We start from the raw sequence: 18,779 nt of genomic DNA on the forward strand, positions 1-18,779 counted from the left end.
AGTCGCTACCGTCATGTGGTGACTTCCCCGAAGGACCCTGGCCCGTGACGCCTCCTGCCGCACCGACGTCGAGCCAGTCGGCCGCCGTCCTGACGCAGGCCGCCCGCCGGCGCACGTTCGCGGTCATCTCCCACCCGGACGCTGGCAAGTCGACGCTCACCGAGGCCCTCGCCCTCCACGCCCACGCGATCACCGAGGCCGGCGCCACGCACGGCAAGGCGGGGCGCAAGGCGACCGTCTCGGACTGGATGGAGATGGAGCAGGCGCGCGGCATCTCGATCTCCTCGACCGCGCTGCAGCTCGAGTACGAGGGCACCGTGTTCAACCTGGTCGACACCCCGGGGCACGCCGACTTCTCCGAGGACACCTACCGCGTGCTGTCCGCGGTGGACTTCGCCGTGATGCTCCTCGACGGCGGCAAGGGCCTCGAGCCGCAGACCCTGAAGCTCTTCGACGTGTGCCGCCGCAGCGGGATCCCGGTCATCACGGTCGTGAACAAGTGGGACCGGCCGGGCCTGGAACCCCTCGAGCTCATGGACCAGATCCAGACCGAGATCTCCCTCCACCCGACGCCGCTGACCTGGCCGGTCGGTATCGCGGGTGACTTTCGCGGCGTGATCGACCGTCGGGACGGGACCTGCATCGAGTACCTCCGCACCGCCGGGGGAGCCACGATCGCGCCGCAGGCGATCCACTCCCCGGAGGAGGCGTCCGAGCTGTTCGGCGAGGTCTGGGAGGCGGCCCGCGAGGAGGCCGACCTGCTCGACGCGTCGGGCAGCACCTACGACCGCGAGACGTTCCTCGCCGGACAGTCGACGCCGGTCCTCTTCGCCGCCGCTGCGCTGAACTTCGGCATCGGCCAGCTCCTCGACACGATGCTGACGGTGGCACCCGCCCCTGCGCCGCGCCCCGGTAGTGACGGTCAGCTGCGACCGGTCGACGCTGACTTCAGCGCGTTCGTGTTCAAGATCCAGGCCGGCATGAACACCGCCCACCGCGACCACGTGGCTTTCGCGCGCATCTGCTCGGGCGTCTTCCGCCGTGGCGACGTGCTGACTCACGCGCAGAGCGGTCGACCGTTCGCCACCAAGTACGCCCAGAGCTTGTTCGGCCGGGAGCGCGAGACCGCCGAGATCGCCTACCCCGGTGACGTCATCGGTCTGGTGAACGCCTCGCAGCTGGCCATCGGCGACACCCTGTTCGCCGACGTGCCGGTGCAGTTCCCGCCGATCCCGAGCTTCGCCCCGGAGCACTTCGCCGTCATCAGGGCCCGCGACACGGGCCGCTACAAGCAGTTCCGTCGCGGCATCGAGCAGCTCGACCGCGAGGGTGTCGTGCAGGTGCTGCGCTCCAACCTGCGTGGCGACCAGGCGCCGGTGCTCGCGGCCGTCGGCCCGATGCAGTTCGAGGTGGTCGTCGACCGCCTGAAGCGGGAGTTCTCCACCGAGGTCAGCCTCGACCACCTCGACTACCAGCTGGCGCTCCAGGTCGACCGGGCCGGCGCCGACACCGTCAACTCCTCCGCCGGGGCCGAGGTGCTGGAGCGCACGGACGGCACCCTGCTGGCCGTCTTCACCGACCGGTGGCGCATGCAGCGCATCGCCCGGGCGAACCCCGAGCTCGTGCTGGAGCCCCTGGCCGCCGGCGTCGTCTGACCGTCAGTCCCGACCGTCCTTGCCGTGCGGTCCTCGCCTCGCGATGGGATAATTTCTGGGCGAGCTCGAGCACCCGGGCCGCAATTGCAGCGGTAATCGTGGCTGGAGCTGGTGGCGTGGCTGAGACGATGGCAAGCCGGGCCCAGGCGATCGGTTCCGCAGGCGTGGGGCTCCGGACCATCCTGGGGGAGGCCCCTCTGGCGGTCCTGGTGGTCGACCTCGACTCGGGGCAGGTCGTGCACGCCAACGACGTCGCGACCCAGCTCGCCCCCGAGGCGCAGCTGCCGGTGCGCCTGGACGCGTGGGGCCGGTCCGCCGGCCTGCGCGACCCGGCGGGCGTCGAGCTGGAGGACACCGACCACCCGCTCAGCAGGCTCCTGCGGGCCGAGGGCGTGCCCGGGCAGCCGGTCAACGCGCACCGGCGCAGCGAGATCGGTGAGTCGCGCGAACCCCTGTGGCTGATCGGCATCCCCATGGCGGGGGCGCCGATGCTGGAGTCCCACGCGCTGGTGGTCCTGCTCTCGGTGGAGGAGGCGCAGCACGCGGAGGACGGTGTGGTGGCGGCCGAGGCGATCGCGAGCCAGGAGGCCCAGCTGCGCCAGCGCGCCGTGCTCGCCACCGGGCTCTCCTTCACCGTGGCCGACGCCCGCGAGCCCGACTGCCCCCTGGTGTGGGTCAACCCCGCGTTCACCACCGCCACCGGCTACGAGTTCGACGAGGCGGTCGGCCGGAACTGCCGGTTCCTCCAGGGCGAGGGCACCGACCGCGACGAGATCGCCCGCATCCGCACCGCGATCCGGAAGCGTGAGCCGGTGGTCGCGACGGTGCTGAACTACCGCAAGGACGGACTGGCGTTCTGGAACCAGGTGACCATCACCCCGATCAGCGACGCCGAGGGCGTCGTGACGCACTTCGTCGGGGTCCAGACCGACGTGAGCGGCCGCGTCTTCGCGGACGTCGAGCGTGACCGCGCGCTGCTCGCCGAGCAGACGGCGCGGGCCGAGGCCGAGGCCGCGCAGGCGCGGCTGAGCCTCCTGGCCGAGGCCACCCAGGCGGTGGCCGACGAGCTCGAGGAGGCCGACGCGCGAGGTCGGCTGCTCGACCTGATCGTCCCCGACCTCGCCGACTCTGCCGCCCTGTTCCAGCTCGACCAGCGCGGTTTCGTGACCGACCACATGACCCGGCACCGCGACAGCGACCTGGCCGAGGCCACCGAGCGCCTGGCGGCCGAGGTCCGTCCGCTGACACCGCGCGGCGGTCTCGTGCGGGCCCTGCTCGGCGACGACTCGCTGCGGCTCATCACGGACGTCGGTTCGGAGGCGAGCCGCGAGGCGGCCCGCGAGTTCGTGACCGACCGCAGCTTCCTGCAACGATTCGAGACGTCGCTCGAGGTCAGCTCGACCCTGATCGTCGGTCTCCCGGGCCGCGACTCGATCCGCGACGTGCTCGTGCTCAACCGCACGGCACAGCGACCGGCCTTCACGAACGACGACGCCACGCTCGCCCAGGAGCTCGGCCGGCGGACCGGTCTGATCCTGGAGAACCTGCGCCTGTACGTGACCCAGTCGCGCATCGCCCGCACGCTGCAGCGCAGCCTGCTGCCGACCCTGCCCGAGCTGGGCTGGCTCGACGTCGACGCGCGCTACCTGGCCGGCGCGGACGACGCCGAGATCGGCGGCGACTTCTACGACGTCTTCGAGTACCCGGACGGCGGCATCGGCGTCGCCGTGGGCGACGTCGAGGGTCACGACATCTACGCCGCCGCGGCGATGGGTCAGCTCAAAGGTCTCCTGCGCGCCACGGCCCTGACGCAGCGCGCCATGCCGGCCGCCATCCTCGAGCAGGTCGACCGCCTGGTCTCCCAGTCGCCGACCCGCCCCTCGCCGGCTCCTCGCGGCGACGACCAGGGTCCGGACCGTCCCGGGGCGCCCGAGCCGGAGAACGTGGCGCGACTCGCGACGCTGTCACTGGCGCACCTCGAGCCTCCGCGCGCCTCGGCCATCGACTTCTCGCCGGTCAGGGCCCTGTCCGCCGCCGACGAACCACCGACCGACGACCCCGAGCAGCTCGAGCGCGTGGGTCTGCGTGACTCCTCGGTCAGCGTCGTGCGCGACGAGATGCGGCCGGGCCCCACCTGGACGCTCACGCTCTCCTCGGCCGGGCACCCGCCGCCCCTGACCCGGCTCCCGAACGGCGAGGTCGTCTTCCTCGACCCCCCGTTCGCCCAGGGCCCGCTGCTGGGGCTCGGACTGACCCGTCGCCGCCACGACGCCACGTTCCTGCTGCCCGCCGGTTCGGTCGTGCTCTTCTACACCGACGGGCTGATCGAGCGTCGCTCCGACCGCCGCGACGAGGCGGAGCAGCGCCTGATCCGCGCCGCCGCGAGCGCGCCCGACGGGGTCGAGGCGTTCGTCGACCACGTGCTGGCCGAGCTCGTCGGGGACCGGTCCGACCGCATCGGCGACGCCGACGACGACGTCGTGGTCGTGGCCCTGTGCCTGCACGAGGAAGAGGCCGAGTCCGCGCGGGCCTGACCCGATCCCTGGGTCAGGCCGATGCCTCGGCCGCGGCACGGCCGGCGACCCGGCCGGAGAACAGGCACCCGCCGAGGAAGGTGCCCTCGAGGGCGTTGTAGCCCATCATCCCGCCGCCTCCGAAGCCGTTGACCTCGCCAGCGGCGTAGAGGCCGGGCAGCGGGGTGCCGTCGGCGGTCAGGCAGCGGCCGGACAGGTCCGTCTCGAGCCCGCCGAGGGTCTTGCGGGTCAGGATGTTGAGCCGCACCGCGATGAGCGGACCGTTCTTCGGGTCGAGGAACTGGTGAGGGGTGGCCACACGGATGAGCTTGTCGCCGCGGTACCTCCGTGCGCCGCGCATCGCGGTGATCTGCGCGTCCTTCGTGAAGTCGTTGTCGATCTCGCGGTCGCGGGCCTCGAGCAGGTGGCGCAGCTCGGCCTCGTCCACGTGTCCGGTGTCGCCGACGGTGTTCATGCCGGCGACGAGCGCGGTGAGGTCGTCGGCGACGACGAAGTCCTCGCCGTGGGTCTTGAACGCCTCGATGGGTCCGGGCGCCCCAGCCTTCAGTCGGCCGAGCAGGAGCTTGACGTCCTTGCCGGTCAGGTCGGGGTTCTGCTCCGAGCCCGAGAGGGCGAACTCCTTCTCGATGACCTTCTGCGTCAGCACGAACCACGAGTAGTCGTGTCCCGTGCCGCGGAGGTGCTTGAGCGTGCCCAGGGTGTCGAACCCGGGGAAGAAGGGAGCGGGCAGGCGCTTGCCGGTGGCGTCGAGCCACATCGACGACGGGCCGGGCAGGATGCGGATGCCGTGGTTCTCCCAGATCGGGTTCCAGTTCCGCAGACCCTCGACGTAGGCCCACAGGCGGTCGGGGTTGATGATGGTGGCGCCGGCGTCGCTGCTGATCGCGAGCATGCGGCCGTCGACGTGCGCCGGCACCCCGGCGACCATCGTCGCGGGCGGGGTGCCGAGCCGCTCGGGCCATACCTTGCGCACGAGGTCGTGGTCGCCGCCGATGCCGCCGGAGGTGACGATGACCGCCTGGGCGCGCAGCTCGAACTCACCGACCTCCACGCGGCTCGACGCCACGCCGCGGTCGACCGTGGTCGGCTCCAGCAACGCTCCCTGCGCGCCGACCACGGCACCGTCCTCGACGACCAGTCCGTCGACCCGGTGGCGGAACGCGAACCGGATCCGCCCGGTCGTGACGTGCTCGCGGACCCGTCGCTCGAACGGAGCGACGACGCCAGGACCCGTGCCCCACGTCAGGTGGAAGCGGGGCACCGAGTTGCCGTGACCCTCGGCCCGACCGTCACCACGCTCGGCCCAGCCGACCACCGGGAACAGCCGCAGGCCCATGTCGTGGAGCCACGAGCGCTTCTCCCCGGCCGCGAAGTCGAGGTAGGCCTCGGCCCAGGCGCGGGGCCAGCGGTCCTCCTCGCGGTCGAACTGGGCACTGCCGTACCAGTCCTGCCGTGCGAGGTCGATCGAGTCCTTGACCCCCATGCGACGCTGCTCGGGGCTGTCGACGAGGAAGAGCCCACCGAGGCTCCAGAAGGCCTGCCCACCGAGGTTCTGCTCGCCCTCCTGGTCGAGCAGCAGCACGGACCGGCCGGCGTCAGCCGCTTCCGCTGCGGCGACGAGTCCGGCCAAGCCTGCGCCCACGACGATGATGTCTGCGTCCATGGGACCACTCTGGGGGTGGCTGTCCTCCGCGCCAAGGGCTTTCGCTCGATGTGAGCGTCTCGAGTGTCAGGTGGTGACGGTGCCGCGCTCATCGCCGAGGACCGCGCACTCCAGCACGAACCGGTCCCAGGGCCGGTGCGGGTCGCGGCCCGTGAGCGCGGTGAGTCGCTTGAGCCGTTGCCGCAACGTCTGGGCGTGCAGGCCCAGGTCGGCGGCCGCGCCGGCCGCGGACCCGACGCGCAGGAAGGCCGCGAGACCCTCGGCCACGTGGGCGTGGTCGCCGCCGGCCAGTGGGCCCAGCACGAGGTCGGCCAGGCGTGAGGGGTCGGCGTCCGGGTGACGGCGCACCAGGCCGAGGGCGTGGGCGTCGCCCTCGTCGAGCAGCGTCCCTGGCCGCGAGAACGCGGAGGAGGGTGCGTGGTCGAGGAGGTGCTCGGCCAGGCGCGAGGTCGCGGGGAGGTCGTCGACCCGCAGCCCGGTCGAGCGGAATCCGCGCCCCGTGCCAGCGGCGTTGGTCAGGAGCACGACCTGCGGCGGTGTGACGAGCACCGCCGAGCTGCCGTGGACCCGCACGATCGACGTGTCGGCCGCGTCACCGAGCATCGCGAGCGCCACCTCGTCCGCGGCTGCCGCACGCAGCACCGTCAGCACCAGGCGTGGCGCGATCTCCACCCCGAGCTCGCGCGCCCGGTCGGCCAGGTTGGTCCGCGTCACCTGCCGGCCGACGAGCAGGTCGCCGGCGAGGTCACCGATCGCGCGCACGCGGTCGACGCTGACCCGCTCCGAGGCTGCGTGGTAGCCCTCGTAGATCGCCTCGGACAGGGCATCCATCGAGGCCATCCAGAGCCGGGCCATCGCCATCGTGTCGGCCACGGTCAGCAGGTCGGGTCCGACCCGCTCGACCATCGCCGTGACCTCGGCCCCCGCCAGTCGGTAGGCCCGCAGCACCGCCGGCAGGGGGCGGCCGTCGAGAGCGCGGGCGGCGCCGATGCCCTTGAAGCGGCGGAGGTCCTCGGTCGTCAGCTCCGCGCCGTCGACCCAGAGATCGAGGATCCGGGTCGTGCCCCAGGAGGCGATCTCGGTGACCTCCGCGACCTGTTCGCGCGACAGCGTCGCGTAGGTTGGGATCTCCAGCTGGATCGCGGCCACGACCCGGTCGGTGACCTCGCCGAGGTGCTCCAGCACCTGGGCGCGGATGCGCGCTCGTGCGTCGTGGCCCGTCACTGATCTCACCTCGCTGCGGGTCTCGTGGTGGTCACTTCGGGGGTCGAGGCGACGTCCTGTCGGTCACGATCGTCCCAGCAACGCGGTTCGATCGCCGCCGGTATCCCCGCCTGAGCCCGGAAAATCAGGGCCGAACCGCACTGCGTGACCCGGATCCGGAGTACCGTTGAAAGTGGAACTAGGGCCCCGACAACTCACGCGCCGTCGCTCCTCCGTCAGAACGTCATCGGCCGCACCGCGGAACTCCCGAGCACTGGCTTCCACCCCGAGAGGGGGTCGGGCATGGACCAGGTCCACCGTCGCGCCGCGCTGGCACGGATCACGGCGCTCGCCCGCGGGGACGAGGGCGCGCTGCTGGTGCACGGCGAGCCAGGGCTCGGCAAGAGCCACCTGCTCCGGTCGGCGATGGATGCGATGACGATCAGGACCGAGCTGGTCAGCGCCCCGGCCGGGGAGTCGGCGATCCCCCTGTCCGGATTCTCCGTGGTGCTCGACGCCATGCGGGGTGAGCACGCCACCAGCTTCGGACGCCACCTCGAGCTCCGGTCCACCACACCGGCGGGGCTCTTCTCCGCAGCGCAGGACGTGCTCGACCTCCTCCACGGCCTGGACCTGCCGCCGTGCCTCGTCCTCGTCGACGACCTGGACTCCATGGACGACGTGAGCCGGTCCCTGGTCGGGACCATGGCCGCCCACCTGCTGGGCACCGGGGTCCGGATCGTCGCGACAGCCCGCGACGGCCGTGTGGACGGCGCACTGGCCGGGCTCCCGGCGATCGAGCTGGCGCCGTGGAGCGTGGGGGACCTCGTCGATCTCGCCCTGCGCCACGACGAGCGCGCGGAGGAGTCGACGGTGCGCATCATGGCTCCGTACGCCGCAGGTAATCCGACCATCCTCGCCGAGCAGCTCGCCGCGCTACGACCGGACCAGCGCGCAGGCGACGCCTGGCTCACGCTCCCGCCCCGCGCGACCCCGACGCTGATCGAGGCCGTCAGCTGTCCGTCCCGCGGGGGGCAAGAGGCCGTGACCCAGCTCCTCGAGGTGGCCGCGCTCGCACCACTCGCCCACATCCAGACGCTGGGCGAGGTCCATGACGACGGTACCGACGCGATCGAGGACCTGACGGACGCCGGGGTCCTGCGACCCCGCGGACTCCACGTGACCTTCGGGGACCAGCGTCTGAGGTCGATGCTGTACTGGCGGCAGCCGGCCCGGTTGAGGCGTGAGCGTCACTTCGAGACCCTGCCCCGACTCGCCGAGCATCACGACGGCGACCTGGCGACCTGGCACGGGAGCTTCGCGAGCCTGGGCGAGGACAGGGTCGCCGAGCTCATCCTTGCCGCCATCAGGCTGGTCGACGACCAGCGCGTTCCGGAGGCGATCGAGTTCGCCGAACGGGCCCTGCGCCACACGACACGACCCGGGGACCACTCCGCCGTGCTGATCCGCTTCTGTGGTCACCTGCTCCAGGTGGGCGAGGTCGGCCTCGCGGCGCGCTACAGCGAGCGGATCCAGACCTCGCACGAGCAACCGGGGCTGCTGCTGGAGGCGGCCGTCTTCAAGATCGTCGCCCAGCTGTTCGACCGTCAACGGATCGGCGACGACGAGGCGCAGGCGCTCGTGGCGCTGCATGCCGAGGCCGGCGTCGACCGCGCCAGCGACCTCCTGACCCTGACGGCGTTCTACCGGGCCGAGCGCTGGGAGGTCCAGGAGGCGCGACACCTCATCGAGCCGGCGCTCACCCGCGTCGACGAGGTCTCCGCCGACACCCGCTCGAAGGTCATGACCCTGGTCGACATCCTCGACGCGGTCGACGGCCGCCCCGGCCCCCCGCGCACGCCGTCCGTCGACGAAGTCGAGCCGGCGAGGCTCCCTCCGGACGTCCTGCTGATGCGGGCGCGCGCCCTGACGCTGCGGGAACGCTATCCGCAGGCACGTGGCGTCTTCCACCTCGTGCTCAACCACCCGACGCAGCGCCAGCGCGTCTGGTCCGACCTGGCGCTCTACGGGACCATCGGCAACGAGATCAGTGCCGGGGAGTTCCAGCTCGCGCGGGACGCCATCGCCACGTGGGGCACCTCCTCACCGTGGGTCAACCGCCACACCGCCGCTCACACCATGATCCGAGCCTGGCACCAGTACTCACTCGGGGCGACGGACACGGCGCTGGAGATCGTCGACGCGGTCGTGGAGCTGGCGTCGAAGGAGTCGAGCACGGGTCTCCGCGCCCGCGCCTACGCCCTCCGCGGCGCTATCGGTCTGCTGAACGGGGACCCGGAGGGTGCCGTGGCCGACCTCCGTCGTGTCACGGCCATGTCGCAGCGCTTTGCGAACCCGTCCTTGCTGCGTCACTGGGCCGACTACGTGGAGGCCTGTGTCCTGGTCGACCGCGTCCAGGAGGCGCAGTCGGCCACGGTCGCCCTCGAACGCCGCCTGACGAAGCGCGAGTCACGCTGGGGTGCCCTCGCCCTCGCGCGCTGCCGAGCCCTGTTGCAGCCCGGCGAGGAGTCCCTGGCCCTGTTCGCCCGAGCGGTCGACACGTTCGAGTGGGGGGAGGTGCCCTACGAGTTCGGTCGCACGACCGCCGCGTTCGCCGAGCGGCAGGAGTCGCTCGGGCTCGCCAACCAGGCTCGGTACAACCGCATCGCTGCCATCACGGCGTTCGAGGCGTGCGGGGCGCACGCGTGGGCGGCCCGCGCGGCCCAGGCGCCGGAGGCAGCGCCGACACCGAGCGCCTCCCTGCTCGACCAGCTCACGCCCGAGCAGCAGGAAGTGGTGCAGTGCGTCCTGCGCGGCATGCGCACCCGAGAGGTCGCGGCGGCGATGTTCGTCTCGCTGCGCACCGTCGAGCTGCGTCTCACGCAGGTGTACCGGACGCTCGGCGTGCGTTCCCGGGTGGAGCTCATGGCGCTGCTGGCCGATCGCGACCAGACCTGACCGGTCCCACCTCGGCCCGCGCGGGTCCTACCGGCGAACGGGACTGCGCCAGACGCCGCTCGATCCGCCCCGGAAGGCGCGCACCAACGCTCGCAGCGACGACATCGAGTCGACCACACGCAGGGCGAGGAAGGCCGGCGCGTAGGCCACGAAGCGGAGGTTGCGCGTCATGACGGCTGCGTAGAGCGAGAGCATCAGGTCCGGCACCACGATCCCGGCGAGCACGGTCGTGACCGGGACCACCGCGGCGGTGCCGCTCGCGAGACCGCCCGGATCGAACCCCGCCTCGGCGAGCAGGCCGGCCAGGAGCAGCACGACCAGCACCGGCACGACCAGCACCAGGAGCAGGCTGGCCAGGAAGATCTCGGCGACGAAGACCAGCAGGCCCGCCCAGAAGACGTCCGGACGGATCCTGTGTCGCATCGTCGTCTGCCAGAAGCCGAGGCTCCAGCGATCCATCTGGCGCACATACTCCGAGAGGGAGTCCGGGTCCTGCGTGTAGGCGACGGCTGCCCCGGGGTCGAAAGCCACGCGGCCGAGCCGCTTCGTGTGGATCTCGAACGTCATGTTGTAGTCCTCGATCGCCAGGCCGGGTGCGGCGATGTCGACCTCGTGCAGGATCTCGGTCCGGTACATGCTGGCGAACCCCGGCACGATCGTCACCGCGTTGGCCCGACCGGCCGCCTGGCCGTACTTGTGCAGTGTCTGCACCGCCACGTAGGTCCGCTCCCGGTGTGCCAGCAGCACCCGGCCCGTGCGAGTGCCGGCGCGTGCGCCGTTCAACGTCGCTGCCCGACCCGCGACCGCCACCACGTCACGGCCGTTGAACAGCGGCAGGCCCGACGAGAGGTAGTCGGCCGACAGGTGGGTGTCGGCGTCGAGCAGGAGCACGACGGCGAAACGACCCGGGATGTCGAAGTGCCGCAGGCCCGCGACCAGGGCGCCTGCCTTGCCGCGATTGTGCACCAGCTCCATCACGCGCGCCCCTGCGGCGCGAGCCAGCTCGACCGTCGAGTCCGAGGAGGCGTCCGAGACGACGAAGATCTGCCGCCCGGGCAGCAGCTTTCGTACCGCGGCCAGGGTCGCCGGGAGCACGAGCTCCTCGTTGCGCGCCGCAATGATCACCGCAACGTCCTCGGGTGCGACCTCGGCCGGCAGCCAGCGCGGGTCGCGGTCGGGGAAGGCCTCGCCCATCACGGCTCGGGCCAGACCGACGCAGGCCCAGCAGATCGTGCTGACGCCGAGCACCAGCACGGCGGTCACCGCGAACCAGATCATCGTCCGCCTCCAGTCCGGGGCGAAGGCTCCCGCGCCGGCCCAGCCTAGGGCCGAGGGAGGGATGCGGGACCGCACACTCGTGCGGGAACCCGCACTGCCGCGCTGCAGCCCGCAAGGCCTGGAACTGCAGTCGTTGCGGGGTGCCGCAGTCCTGACGGTAACTCGTTGTCACAGCCCCTGGTGAACGGGACAGTCGGTCCTGGCCGGGTCGGTGGGAGCCAACACCCGTCACTGACCCGCCGACGTCCGTTCGACCTCAGTCGCCCAGGGAGCAACAGCATGTCCACAGCACCTGTCACCGGTCCTCAGCTCGAGCCGGCTGCCCACGGCCGCCAGCCCGACCTCAACATCGTCGACCCCTCGCCCGCGACCGGGTTCACCCGGGACGTCGCCGTGATCGGCCTCGGCTACGTCGGTCTGCCAACGGCGCTCGCCTACTTCGCCGCCGACCAGGCCGTGCTCGGCCTGGATGCGTCGGCCGCACGGCTCGTCGCCATCGGAGCAGGACAGGTCGACGTCATCCCGACCGACCGGGCGCGCCTCGAGAGCGCGATGTTCGACGACCGCTTCCAGCTCACGGCCGATCCCGCGATGCTCTCGACGGCCGCGGCCGTCATCGTGTGCGTGCCGACCCCGGTCGACTCACACTTCGTCCCCGACCTCACGGCGCTGCGTGCTGCCTGCGACACCGCCGTCCGGCACGCCACCCCTGGCCAGGTCATCGTGCTGACCTCGACGACCTACGTCGGGTGCACGATCGACCTCCTGGTCGAGCCGCTCGCCCGCCGCGGCTTGCGTGCCGGCGAGGACGTGTTCGTCGCGTTCAGCGCCGAACGCATCGACCCGGGCAACTCGGGCACGGCGCAGGAGGTGCTGCCTCGCGTCATCGGTGGAGCGACACCGGCCTGCGCCGAACGGGCGGCGGCGACGCTCGCCGGCTACGCCGAGCACGTGCACCAGGTGCCGTCCCTGGCGACGGCCGAGATGACCAAGCTCTTGGAGAACACGTTTCGCGCCGTCAACATCGCCCTCGTCAATGAGTTCGCCGACATCTGCCGCACCCTCGACATCGACGTGACGCACGTGATCGAGGCTGCCGCCACCAAGCCCTACGGGTTCATGGCCTTCACGCCCGGGCCCGGGGTCGGCGGCCACTGCATCCCGTGCGATCCGCACTACCTGCTGTGGCAGCTGCGCAAGGACCGGACGGACGCCCCGATGATCACCGAGGCGATGCGCCAGATCGCCGGTCGTCCGGGCCGGACCGTGGACCGGGTCCGGGAGATGCTCGCGGAGCGCCCCATGGCGGTCAAGGGTGCCCGGGTGCTGGTGGTCGGCGTGGCCTACAAGCCGGACGTCGCCGACGTGCGGGAGTCGCCGGCGCTGGAGATCCTTCAGGGTCTGCGCGACCTCGGTGCCGCGATCGGCTACGTCGACCCTCACGTGCCCGAGGTCCGGCTCCGCGACGGCGTCGTGCTGAAGTCGCTCGTCGACCCGCGCTGGTTCAACCCCGCGCTCGTCCTGCTGCACACCCCTCATGCCGACACCGACCTCTCCTGGCTCACCCCGGGTCAGCCCGTGCTCGACGCGACCTTCGGCCGTCTCGACGTGGCCGACGCGGTGGCGCTGTGAGGAGCCTCGTCACGGGCGGTGCCGGATTCATCGGCAGCCACCTGGTCGAGCAGCTGCTCGAGATGGGCGATGACGTCGTCGTGCTGGACAACCTCTCGACCGGGTCGCTCGACAACCTCGAGCTCGTGCACGCGGACCCGCACCTGTCCTGGCACCAGGGTGACGTGACGGTCCGGTCAGACGTGCAGTGGGCCATGCGGGGGGTTGACCGGGTCTTCCACCTCGCTGCGGCCGTCGGCGTGCACCTCATCGTGGAGTCGCCGCTGGCCTCCCTGCGCACCAACATCCACGGCACCGAGCTCGTGCTCGAGACCGCCCAGCAGGTCGGTGTGCCGGTCCTGCTCGCCTCGACGAGCGAGATCTACGGCAAGAACACGGCCGACCGTCTGCACGAGGACGCCGACCGCATCCTCGGCTCGACGCTCAAGTCCCGCTGGGGGTACGCCGCGGCCAAGGGCATCGACGAGGCCTTCGCCCACGCCTACTGGAGCGAGCACGGGCTGCCCGTCACGATCGTGAGGCTCTTCAACACCGTCGGCCCGCGCCAGACCGGCACCTACGGCATGGTCGTGCCGCGGCTGGTCGGGCAGGCGCTCGCCGGCGAGGACCTCACGGTCCACGGTGATGGCCACCAGACCCGCTGCTTCTCCTTCGTCCGCGACGTGGTGCCGGCCATCGTCGCGCTGGCCGAGGAGCCTCGGTCGAGGGGGCTCGCGTACAACCTCGGAGGTGCCGAGGAGATCAGCGTGCTCGAGCTCGCGGCCCGCATCCTCTCGGTCACGGGGAGCGCGAGCGGCGTGAGGCTCGTGCCCTACGAGCAGGCCTACGCTCCGGGCTACGAGGACATGCGGCGACGGGTGCCGGACAACACGCGTTCGCACGAGCTCGTCGGATTCACGCCGACGACGTCGCTCGACGACATGATCGTGGCCGTTGCCGCCGACCTGAGCCAGCGACCTGCCCGAGGTGGCGTCCTCGTCGGCGCGACAGAGTCGGTACCAGTGCCGTCGCCCCTCACGCACCCCCGGTGGCACTGACGTGTGCGGCATCATCGCGGGCGTCTCGAGCACGCCGATCGCGCCCTACCTCCTCGAAGGGCTCGAGCGACTGGAGTACCGCGGCTACGACTCCGTCGGGATCGCCGTGGCCGGGGGGTCGCACCTGGTCATGCGGCTCCGGTCGACGAAGCGGGTCAAGGACCTGGGCCGACGGGTCCGCGACCTGGACGTCCCCCGCCTCGGCACGATCGGCATCGGTCACACGCGGTGGGCGACCCACGGAGAGGTGTCGACCCGCAACGCCCACCCGCACAACGACTGCACGGGTCGACTGGCGATCGTGCACAACGGGGTCATCGAGAACGCCGCCGAGCTCCGTGAGCTGCTGGTGGGCCTCGGACACGGGTTCGGCTCGGACGTCGACAGCGAGGTCGTCGCCCACCTGGTGGAGGAGGCGCGGGCCGGGTCCTCCCTCCTCGACGCCGTCAGGGAAGCCACCGATGCCCTCGTCGGATCCTGGGCGCTCGCCGTCTTCGACGGAACCACCGACGAGCTCGTGGTGGCGTCTCACCAGTCGCCACTGGTCGTCGCGCACTCCGTGCACGGCCACTTCGCCGCGAGCGACATCGGCGCGATCGCTCCGTGGGTCGAGGACTTCCAGGTGCTGGAGGACGGGGACGTCGTCGAGATCAACGCCTCGCCGCGGTGGCACCGCCGAGAGGGCCTGCCCCCGGAGCCGGAGCTGCGCGCCCGTCCGCCCATGCACGTGCAGCCGTCGCTGGTCGTGCACGCCGACTACATGTCGAAGGAGATCGAGGAGCAGCCCGAGGTCGCTGCGCGCATCATGACCGAGCTCGGGCCGAGGGTCGCCGACGGCGAGCTCTGGCGCTCTCTCGGCCTGCCGGACTTCGCGCGTGTGACCTTCCTCGGCTGTGGCACGTCGTTGAACGCCGGCCGCGCCCTCGGTCAGCTCTTGACGCGGAACTCCGGGGTCCCCCACCAGTGCATCGTCGCGAGCGAGGTCGCCACGGCCTCGGTCGAGGACAAGACCCTGGTCATGGCGCTCAGTCAGTCCGGTGAGACAGCCGACGTGCTGCGTGCATTGTCGTCGAACCTGCTCGGAAGCGCCCCCGTCCTGGCCGTCACCAACGTCGGTCACTCGGCGCTCGGCCGCCGGGCCGACGCCGTCGTCGAGTGCTCGGCCGGCCCGGAGATCGGGGTCGCCGCCACCAAGACCTACATGGCGCAGCTCCTCACGGGCACCTGCATCATCCTGTCGGCGCTCGTCGCCCGCGGGACTCTCGACCCGGTGAGAGCGGCCCAGCTCGTCGGCGACCTGCAACGAGCGCCCGACCTGCTGGCCCAGGCGATCGGTGCCTCGCGGCGGGCGGTGCCGGCCATCGCGGAAGCGACGTCCGAGGCCCCCGGTTTCCTCTTCCTCGGTCGGGGTGCCGGGTGGCGCTTCGCCGAGGAGGGGGCGCTGAAGCTGACCGAGCTGACGTACCGCTGGGCCGTCAGCTACCCGGCCGGCGAGCTGAAGCACGGGCCGCTCGCCCTCGTCGAGCGGGGCACCCCGGTGGTCGTCGTCGACGACCAGGCGCGGCGTCTCGCGGTCGACATTTCCGAGGTCGCGGCCCGGGGCGGCCGCGTCGTGCGCATCGGCGGACCCGGATCGACCATCCCCGCTCTGGGGAACCGCGAGGCCACCGTCCTGGGAATCCCCTGGTGCGGTCCCTTCGAGTCGGTCGTCGCGATGCAGGTCCTCGCTCGAGAGCTGGCCCTCACCCTCGGGTGCGACGTCGACAAGCCCCGCAACCTCGCCAAGTCCGTCACCGTCCACTGAAGAAGGAAGTCGCCATGTCAACGCCCGCCCCCCGCCCCCACCGATCTCGATCGCTCCGTCGTCGGATCGCCGTGGTCCTCGCCACCACCGGTCTGCTCGCCCTGACCTCGCTCACGGCTACCCCGGCACCGACCGAGGCGGTCGGCACCTCGCTGCTCCGCCCCCTTACGGTGAGCCTCACGTTCGATGACGGCAACGCCAACCAGGCCGCGGCCGGGGCCACGCTGAAGAAGTACGGCCTCAAGGGCACCTTCTTCGTGAACTCGGGCACGATCGGCGCACCAGGTTTCATGACCTGGGCCGATCTGAACACGCTCAAGAGCCAGGGCAACGAGATCGGTGGTCACACCCTCAGCCACCCCGACCTCGCGACGATCGCCCCCGACGAGGCCAAGCGCCAGGTCTGCGACGATCGTGCGGCACTCACCGCGAAGGGCTTCAGCGTCCGCAGCTTCGCCTACCCGTTCGCCAGCTTGACGCCGGCGCTCGAGACGATCGTCAAGAACTGTGGCTACAACAGCGCCCGCGCCCTGGGGGACCTCGCGTACCCCGGCGACCCCGACTGCGTCGGGTGCCCCTCAGCGGCCAAGCTCCCCCCGGTCGACCCCTTCGCGACCCAGGCCCTCCCGCAGGTCGAGAGCTCCTGGACCCTCAACGACCTCAAAGGCACCGTGACGCGGGCCGAGGCGGCAGGTGGATGGCTGCAGCTGACGTTCCACAACGTCTGTGCGGCGACGTGCGAGCTGAACGTGACTCCGGCCGTGCTCGATGCCTTCGCGAAGTGGCTCGCACCACGGGTGCTGATGCGCACGACCGTGAAGACCGTGGGCGACGTCGTCGGTGGCGCCGTCAAGCCCGTCGTCCGTGGTCCCGTCGCGGGCCCGATCGGCCCCGGCGTCAACGGGGTCGTCAATCCCGGCATGGAGGACGTCACGGCTGACGGGTCGCCGCGCTGCTGGATGAAGGGCGGCTATGGGGCCAACACCGCAGTGCTCGGGCTCGGGACTCCCGCTCACGGCGGCTCCCGTGCCGGCACCCTCACGATGTCGGGCTACTCCGACGGTGACGCCAAGTGGGTCCAGCAGTTCGATCTCGGAGCGTGCACCCCGACCGTCCAGGCAGGCCGGACGTATTCGCTGCGTCAGTGGTACACCTCGAGCGCCGTGACCCAGTTCGCCGTCTATCTCCGCGATGCTGCCGGGGTCTGGCACTACTGGACCTCCAGCCCCTGGTTCGCGGCGAGCTCGTCGTACACCGAGGCGGCCTGGACGACGCCGGCGATCCCGGCCGGGATGACCGGCATCAGCTTCGGGCTCAACCTGTTCAGCAACGGGACGCTCGTGACCGATGACGCGGCGATCTACGACACGGTCGGGGCCCCCGCGGTCGCCGCATCGGCGGTCGAGGCGCCGACACCGGCTCAGGCACCGGCGGTCGCACCCGGGGTCGAGCCGCAGGGCCTCACCGAGACGCATGTCGACTGAGAGGTCACCTGCTCCCCATGGCGGGATCGCGGTGCTCTCGGCCGTGGTCGTGCTCATCACCCTCCTCGCGGTCGGCGTGCTCGTGACGAGCGCCGTCGACCGCGGGGAGGGCGAGCGCCGGTATCCCTGGCACACCGACATCGTCGCCACGACGTTCTGGGTGGGTGAGGAGTTCGACCCGACGGCCGAGGACGGCAGCCAGTCGATCTCGACGTACGACGACGCGTGGCTGCTCAGCTACGGCGGGTGCGACGGCGTGATCGAGGACGGCGTGTGCCGCACCGAGCGCCGCAGCGCGGCGAACGGCTGGTTCCCGACCAGCATGAACCCCCTCCAGAACCCGTTCTACCTGGACCTGCCCTTCGACGACGTCAACGATCCGAGGGCGGCTGCGATGCGGGCCGAGGTGGTGCCCTGGGCGGACGAGGAGCCGTACGCCTCGATGCTGGACGACCCGGACACCAGCATCATGAAGGACCGCTGGGTCGAGCTGCGACGCGGCGGGCGGACGTGCTTCGGTCAGGTGGAGGACGCCGGGCCAGGCCGGTACGACGACGCGCGCTACGTGTTCGGGTCGAGGGACGCCCGACCGACCAACGGGCGTTTCAATGGCGCCGGCATGGACGTCTCACCCGCGATCAACGGCTGTCTCGGCTTCACCGAGCTGAACGGTGAGGACGACCGGGTCGACTGGCGCTTCGTGGACGAGCAGGACGTCCCCGAGGGTCCGTGGACGCGGCTCGTCACGACGACGCCACCCCAGGCCGACAGCACCTCTCCCGATCCGTACCGCAGGGAGGTGCGCGTCAGGCCGGGGGCAGGTCGAGCTCGTCGGGGGAGCGGAGGGCGTCGCGCACGACCTGGACCGCCCAGGTCGCCAGAGGGGCGTGATGGTCCACGGCGCCACTGACCAGTCGGTCGTAGGCGGCCGCCATCGTGAGTCCGTGTCGTTCAGCGAGCACGCCCTTGGCCTGCTCGATCGCGATGCGGTCGCTCAGGACGGAGTCGAGCCTCTCGGCGAGTGCCTCGGTGCTCGGCCCCTCGGTGCTGAGGATCAGCAGGGTCGCCATGTCAGCGAACGCCTGGGCGAACACGATGTCCTCGGCGGAGAACGAGACGTCGGCACGGCGGAAGAGGCCGAGCGCGCCGATCGAACGGTGCTGCCACCGCAAGGGTGAGGCGAGCACTGCCTCGAACCCGCTGCCGATCATCGTGGAGGCATACGTCGGCCAGCGGGCCAGCAGGTTCTCGCGGCCCACGACCTCGACCGCCGTGTCGGTGCGGAAGGCGTCGACGCACGGCCCCTCCGCCACCTGGGCGTGGAGCAGGTCGAGCTCCGCCGAGCCGTGACTCGCGGAGGACACCGGCTCGAGCTCCCCACTTGCGCCGACCAGGATGCCGGCCGAGTCCACGTGCATCGTCACGACGCAGCTACGCACCAGCGCGGCGAGCCCGCCCGAGACGTCGTGGTGGTCGGTCATCGAGGCCGAGGCGCGGGCCAGGGCGTGGGCGGCTCCGCTGACGTCCATGT

At 71.5% G+C, this 18,779-nt stretch carries 12 protein-coding genes; 8 read left to right on the forward strand and 4 right to left on the reverse strand.

Annotated elements, in window-relative coordinates; translation table 11 throughout:
• The first annotated feature begins 44 nt into the window (after window positions 1-44).
• Entirely contained in the window at window positions 45-1,655 is a 1,611-nt protein-coding gene (locus tag LO931_RS15110; RefSeq protein ID WP_229054671.1) for a peptide chain release factor 3, read from the forward strand.
• 116 nt (window positions 1,656-1,771) lie between these two features.
• Entirely contained in the window at window positions 1,772-4,189 is a 2,418-nt protein-coding gene (locus LO931_RS15115; protein ID WP_229054672.1) for a PP2C family protein-serine/threonine phosphatase, read from the forward strand.
• Window positions 4,190-4,202: 13 nt separating this feature from the next.
• Here the strand turns inward: LO931_RS15115 and LO931_RS15120 are convergent, their stop codons facing one another.
• Window positions 4,203-5,852, reverse strand: a complete 1,650-nt coding sequence (locus LO931_RS15120) for an FAD-binding dehydrogenase (protein WP_229054673.1) — start codon at window positions 5,850-5,852, stop codon at window positions 4,203-4,205.
• A 66-nt stretch (window positions 5,853-5,918) separates the two neighbouring features.
• Window positions 5,919-7,076 (reverse strand): helix-turn-helix domain-containing protein, encoded by a 1,158-nt coding sequence (locus LO931_RS15125; RefSeq protein ID WP_229054674.1) that lies wholly within the window; start codon window positions 7,074-7,076, stop codon window positions 5,919-5,921.
• Between the two features lie 282 nt (window positions 7,077-7,358).
• Here LO931_RS15125 and LO931_RS15130 point away from each other — a divergent pair, with 282 nt between their 5' ends.
• Window positions 7,359-10,013 (forward strand): LuxR family transcriptional regulator, encoded by a 2,655-nt coding sequence (locus LO931_RS15130; RefSeq protein WP_229054675.1) that lies wholly within the window; start codon window positions 7,359-7,361, stop codon window positions 10,011-10,013.
• Between the two features lie 27 nt (window positions 10,014-10,040).
• Here the strand turns inward: LO931_RS15130 and LO931_RS15135 are convergent, their stop codons facing one another.
• Entirely contained in the window at window positions 10,041-11,291 is a 1,251-nt protein-coding gene (locus LO931_RS15135; protein ID WP_229054676.1) for a glycosyltransferase family 2 protein, read from the reverse strand.
• A gap of 279 nt (window positions 11,292-11,570) precedes the next feature.
• Between LO931_RS15135 and LO931_RS15140 the strand changes: the two genes are divergently transcribed.
• Genes LO931_RS15140 through LO931_RS15160 form a run of 5 tightly spaced genes read left to right on the forward strand, consistent with a single transcriptional unit; the run spans window position 11,571 to window position 18,158 of the window.
• Window positions 11,571-12,923 (forward strand): nucleotide sugar dehydrogenase, encoded by a 1,353-nt coding sequence (locus tag LO931_RS15140; protein ID WP_229054677.1) that lies wholly within the window; start codon window positions 11,571-11,573, stop codon window positions 12,921-12,923.
• Window positions 12,920-13,960 (forward strand): GDP-mannose 4,6-dehydratase, encoded by a 1,041-nt coding sequence (locus tag LO931_RS15145; protein ID WP_229054678.1) that lies wholly within the window; start codon window positions 12,920-12,922, stop codon window positions 13,958-13,960. The genes LO931_RS15140 and LO931_RS15145 overlap by 4 nt, the downstream gene beginning before the upstream one ends.
• A gap of 1 nt (window position 13,961) precedes the next feature.
• Window positions 13,962-15,764, forward strand: coding sequence for a glutamine--fructose-6-phosphate transaminase (isomerizing) (gene glmS / locus LO931_RS15150; RefSeq protein ID WP_229054679.1), 1,803 nt, complete (start codon window positions 13,962-13,964; stop codon window positions 15,762-15,764).
• A gap of 14 nt (window positions 15,765-15,778) precedes the next feature.
• Window positions 15,779-17,248, forward strand: a complete 1,470-nt coding sequence (locus LO931_RS15155; protein ID WP_229054680.1) for a polysaccharide deacetylase family protein — start codon at window positions 15,779-15,781, stop codon at window positions 17,246-17,248.
• A complete protein-coding gene (locus LO931_RS15160) occupies window positions 17,238-18,158 on the forward strand; it encodes a hypothetical protein (protein WP_229054681.1) in 921 nt (306 codons plus the stop codon). The genes LO931_RS15155 and LO931_RS15160 overlap by 11 nt, the downstream gene beginning before the upstream one ends.
• Here the strand turns inward: LO931_RS15160 and LO931_RS15165 are convergent.
• A complete protein-coding gene (locus LO931_RS15165) occupies window positions 18,055-18,777 on the reverse strand; it encodes an ANTAR domain-containing protein (RefSeq protein WP_229054682.1) in 723 nt (240 codons plus the stop codon). The genes LO931_RS15160 and LO931_RS15165 overlap by 104 nt on opposite strands.
• Window positions 18,778-18,779 lie beyond the last annotated feature (2 nt).

This window comes from Aeromicrobium sp. Leaf350 (assembly GCF_916858655.1).
Taxonomy (GTDB): Bacteria; Actinomycetota; Actinomycetes; order Propionibacteriales; family Nocardioidaceae; genus Aeromicrobium.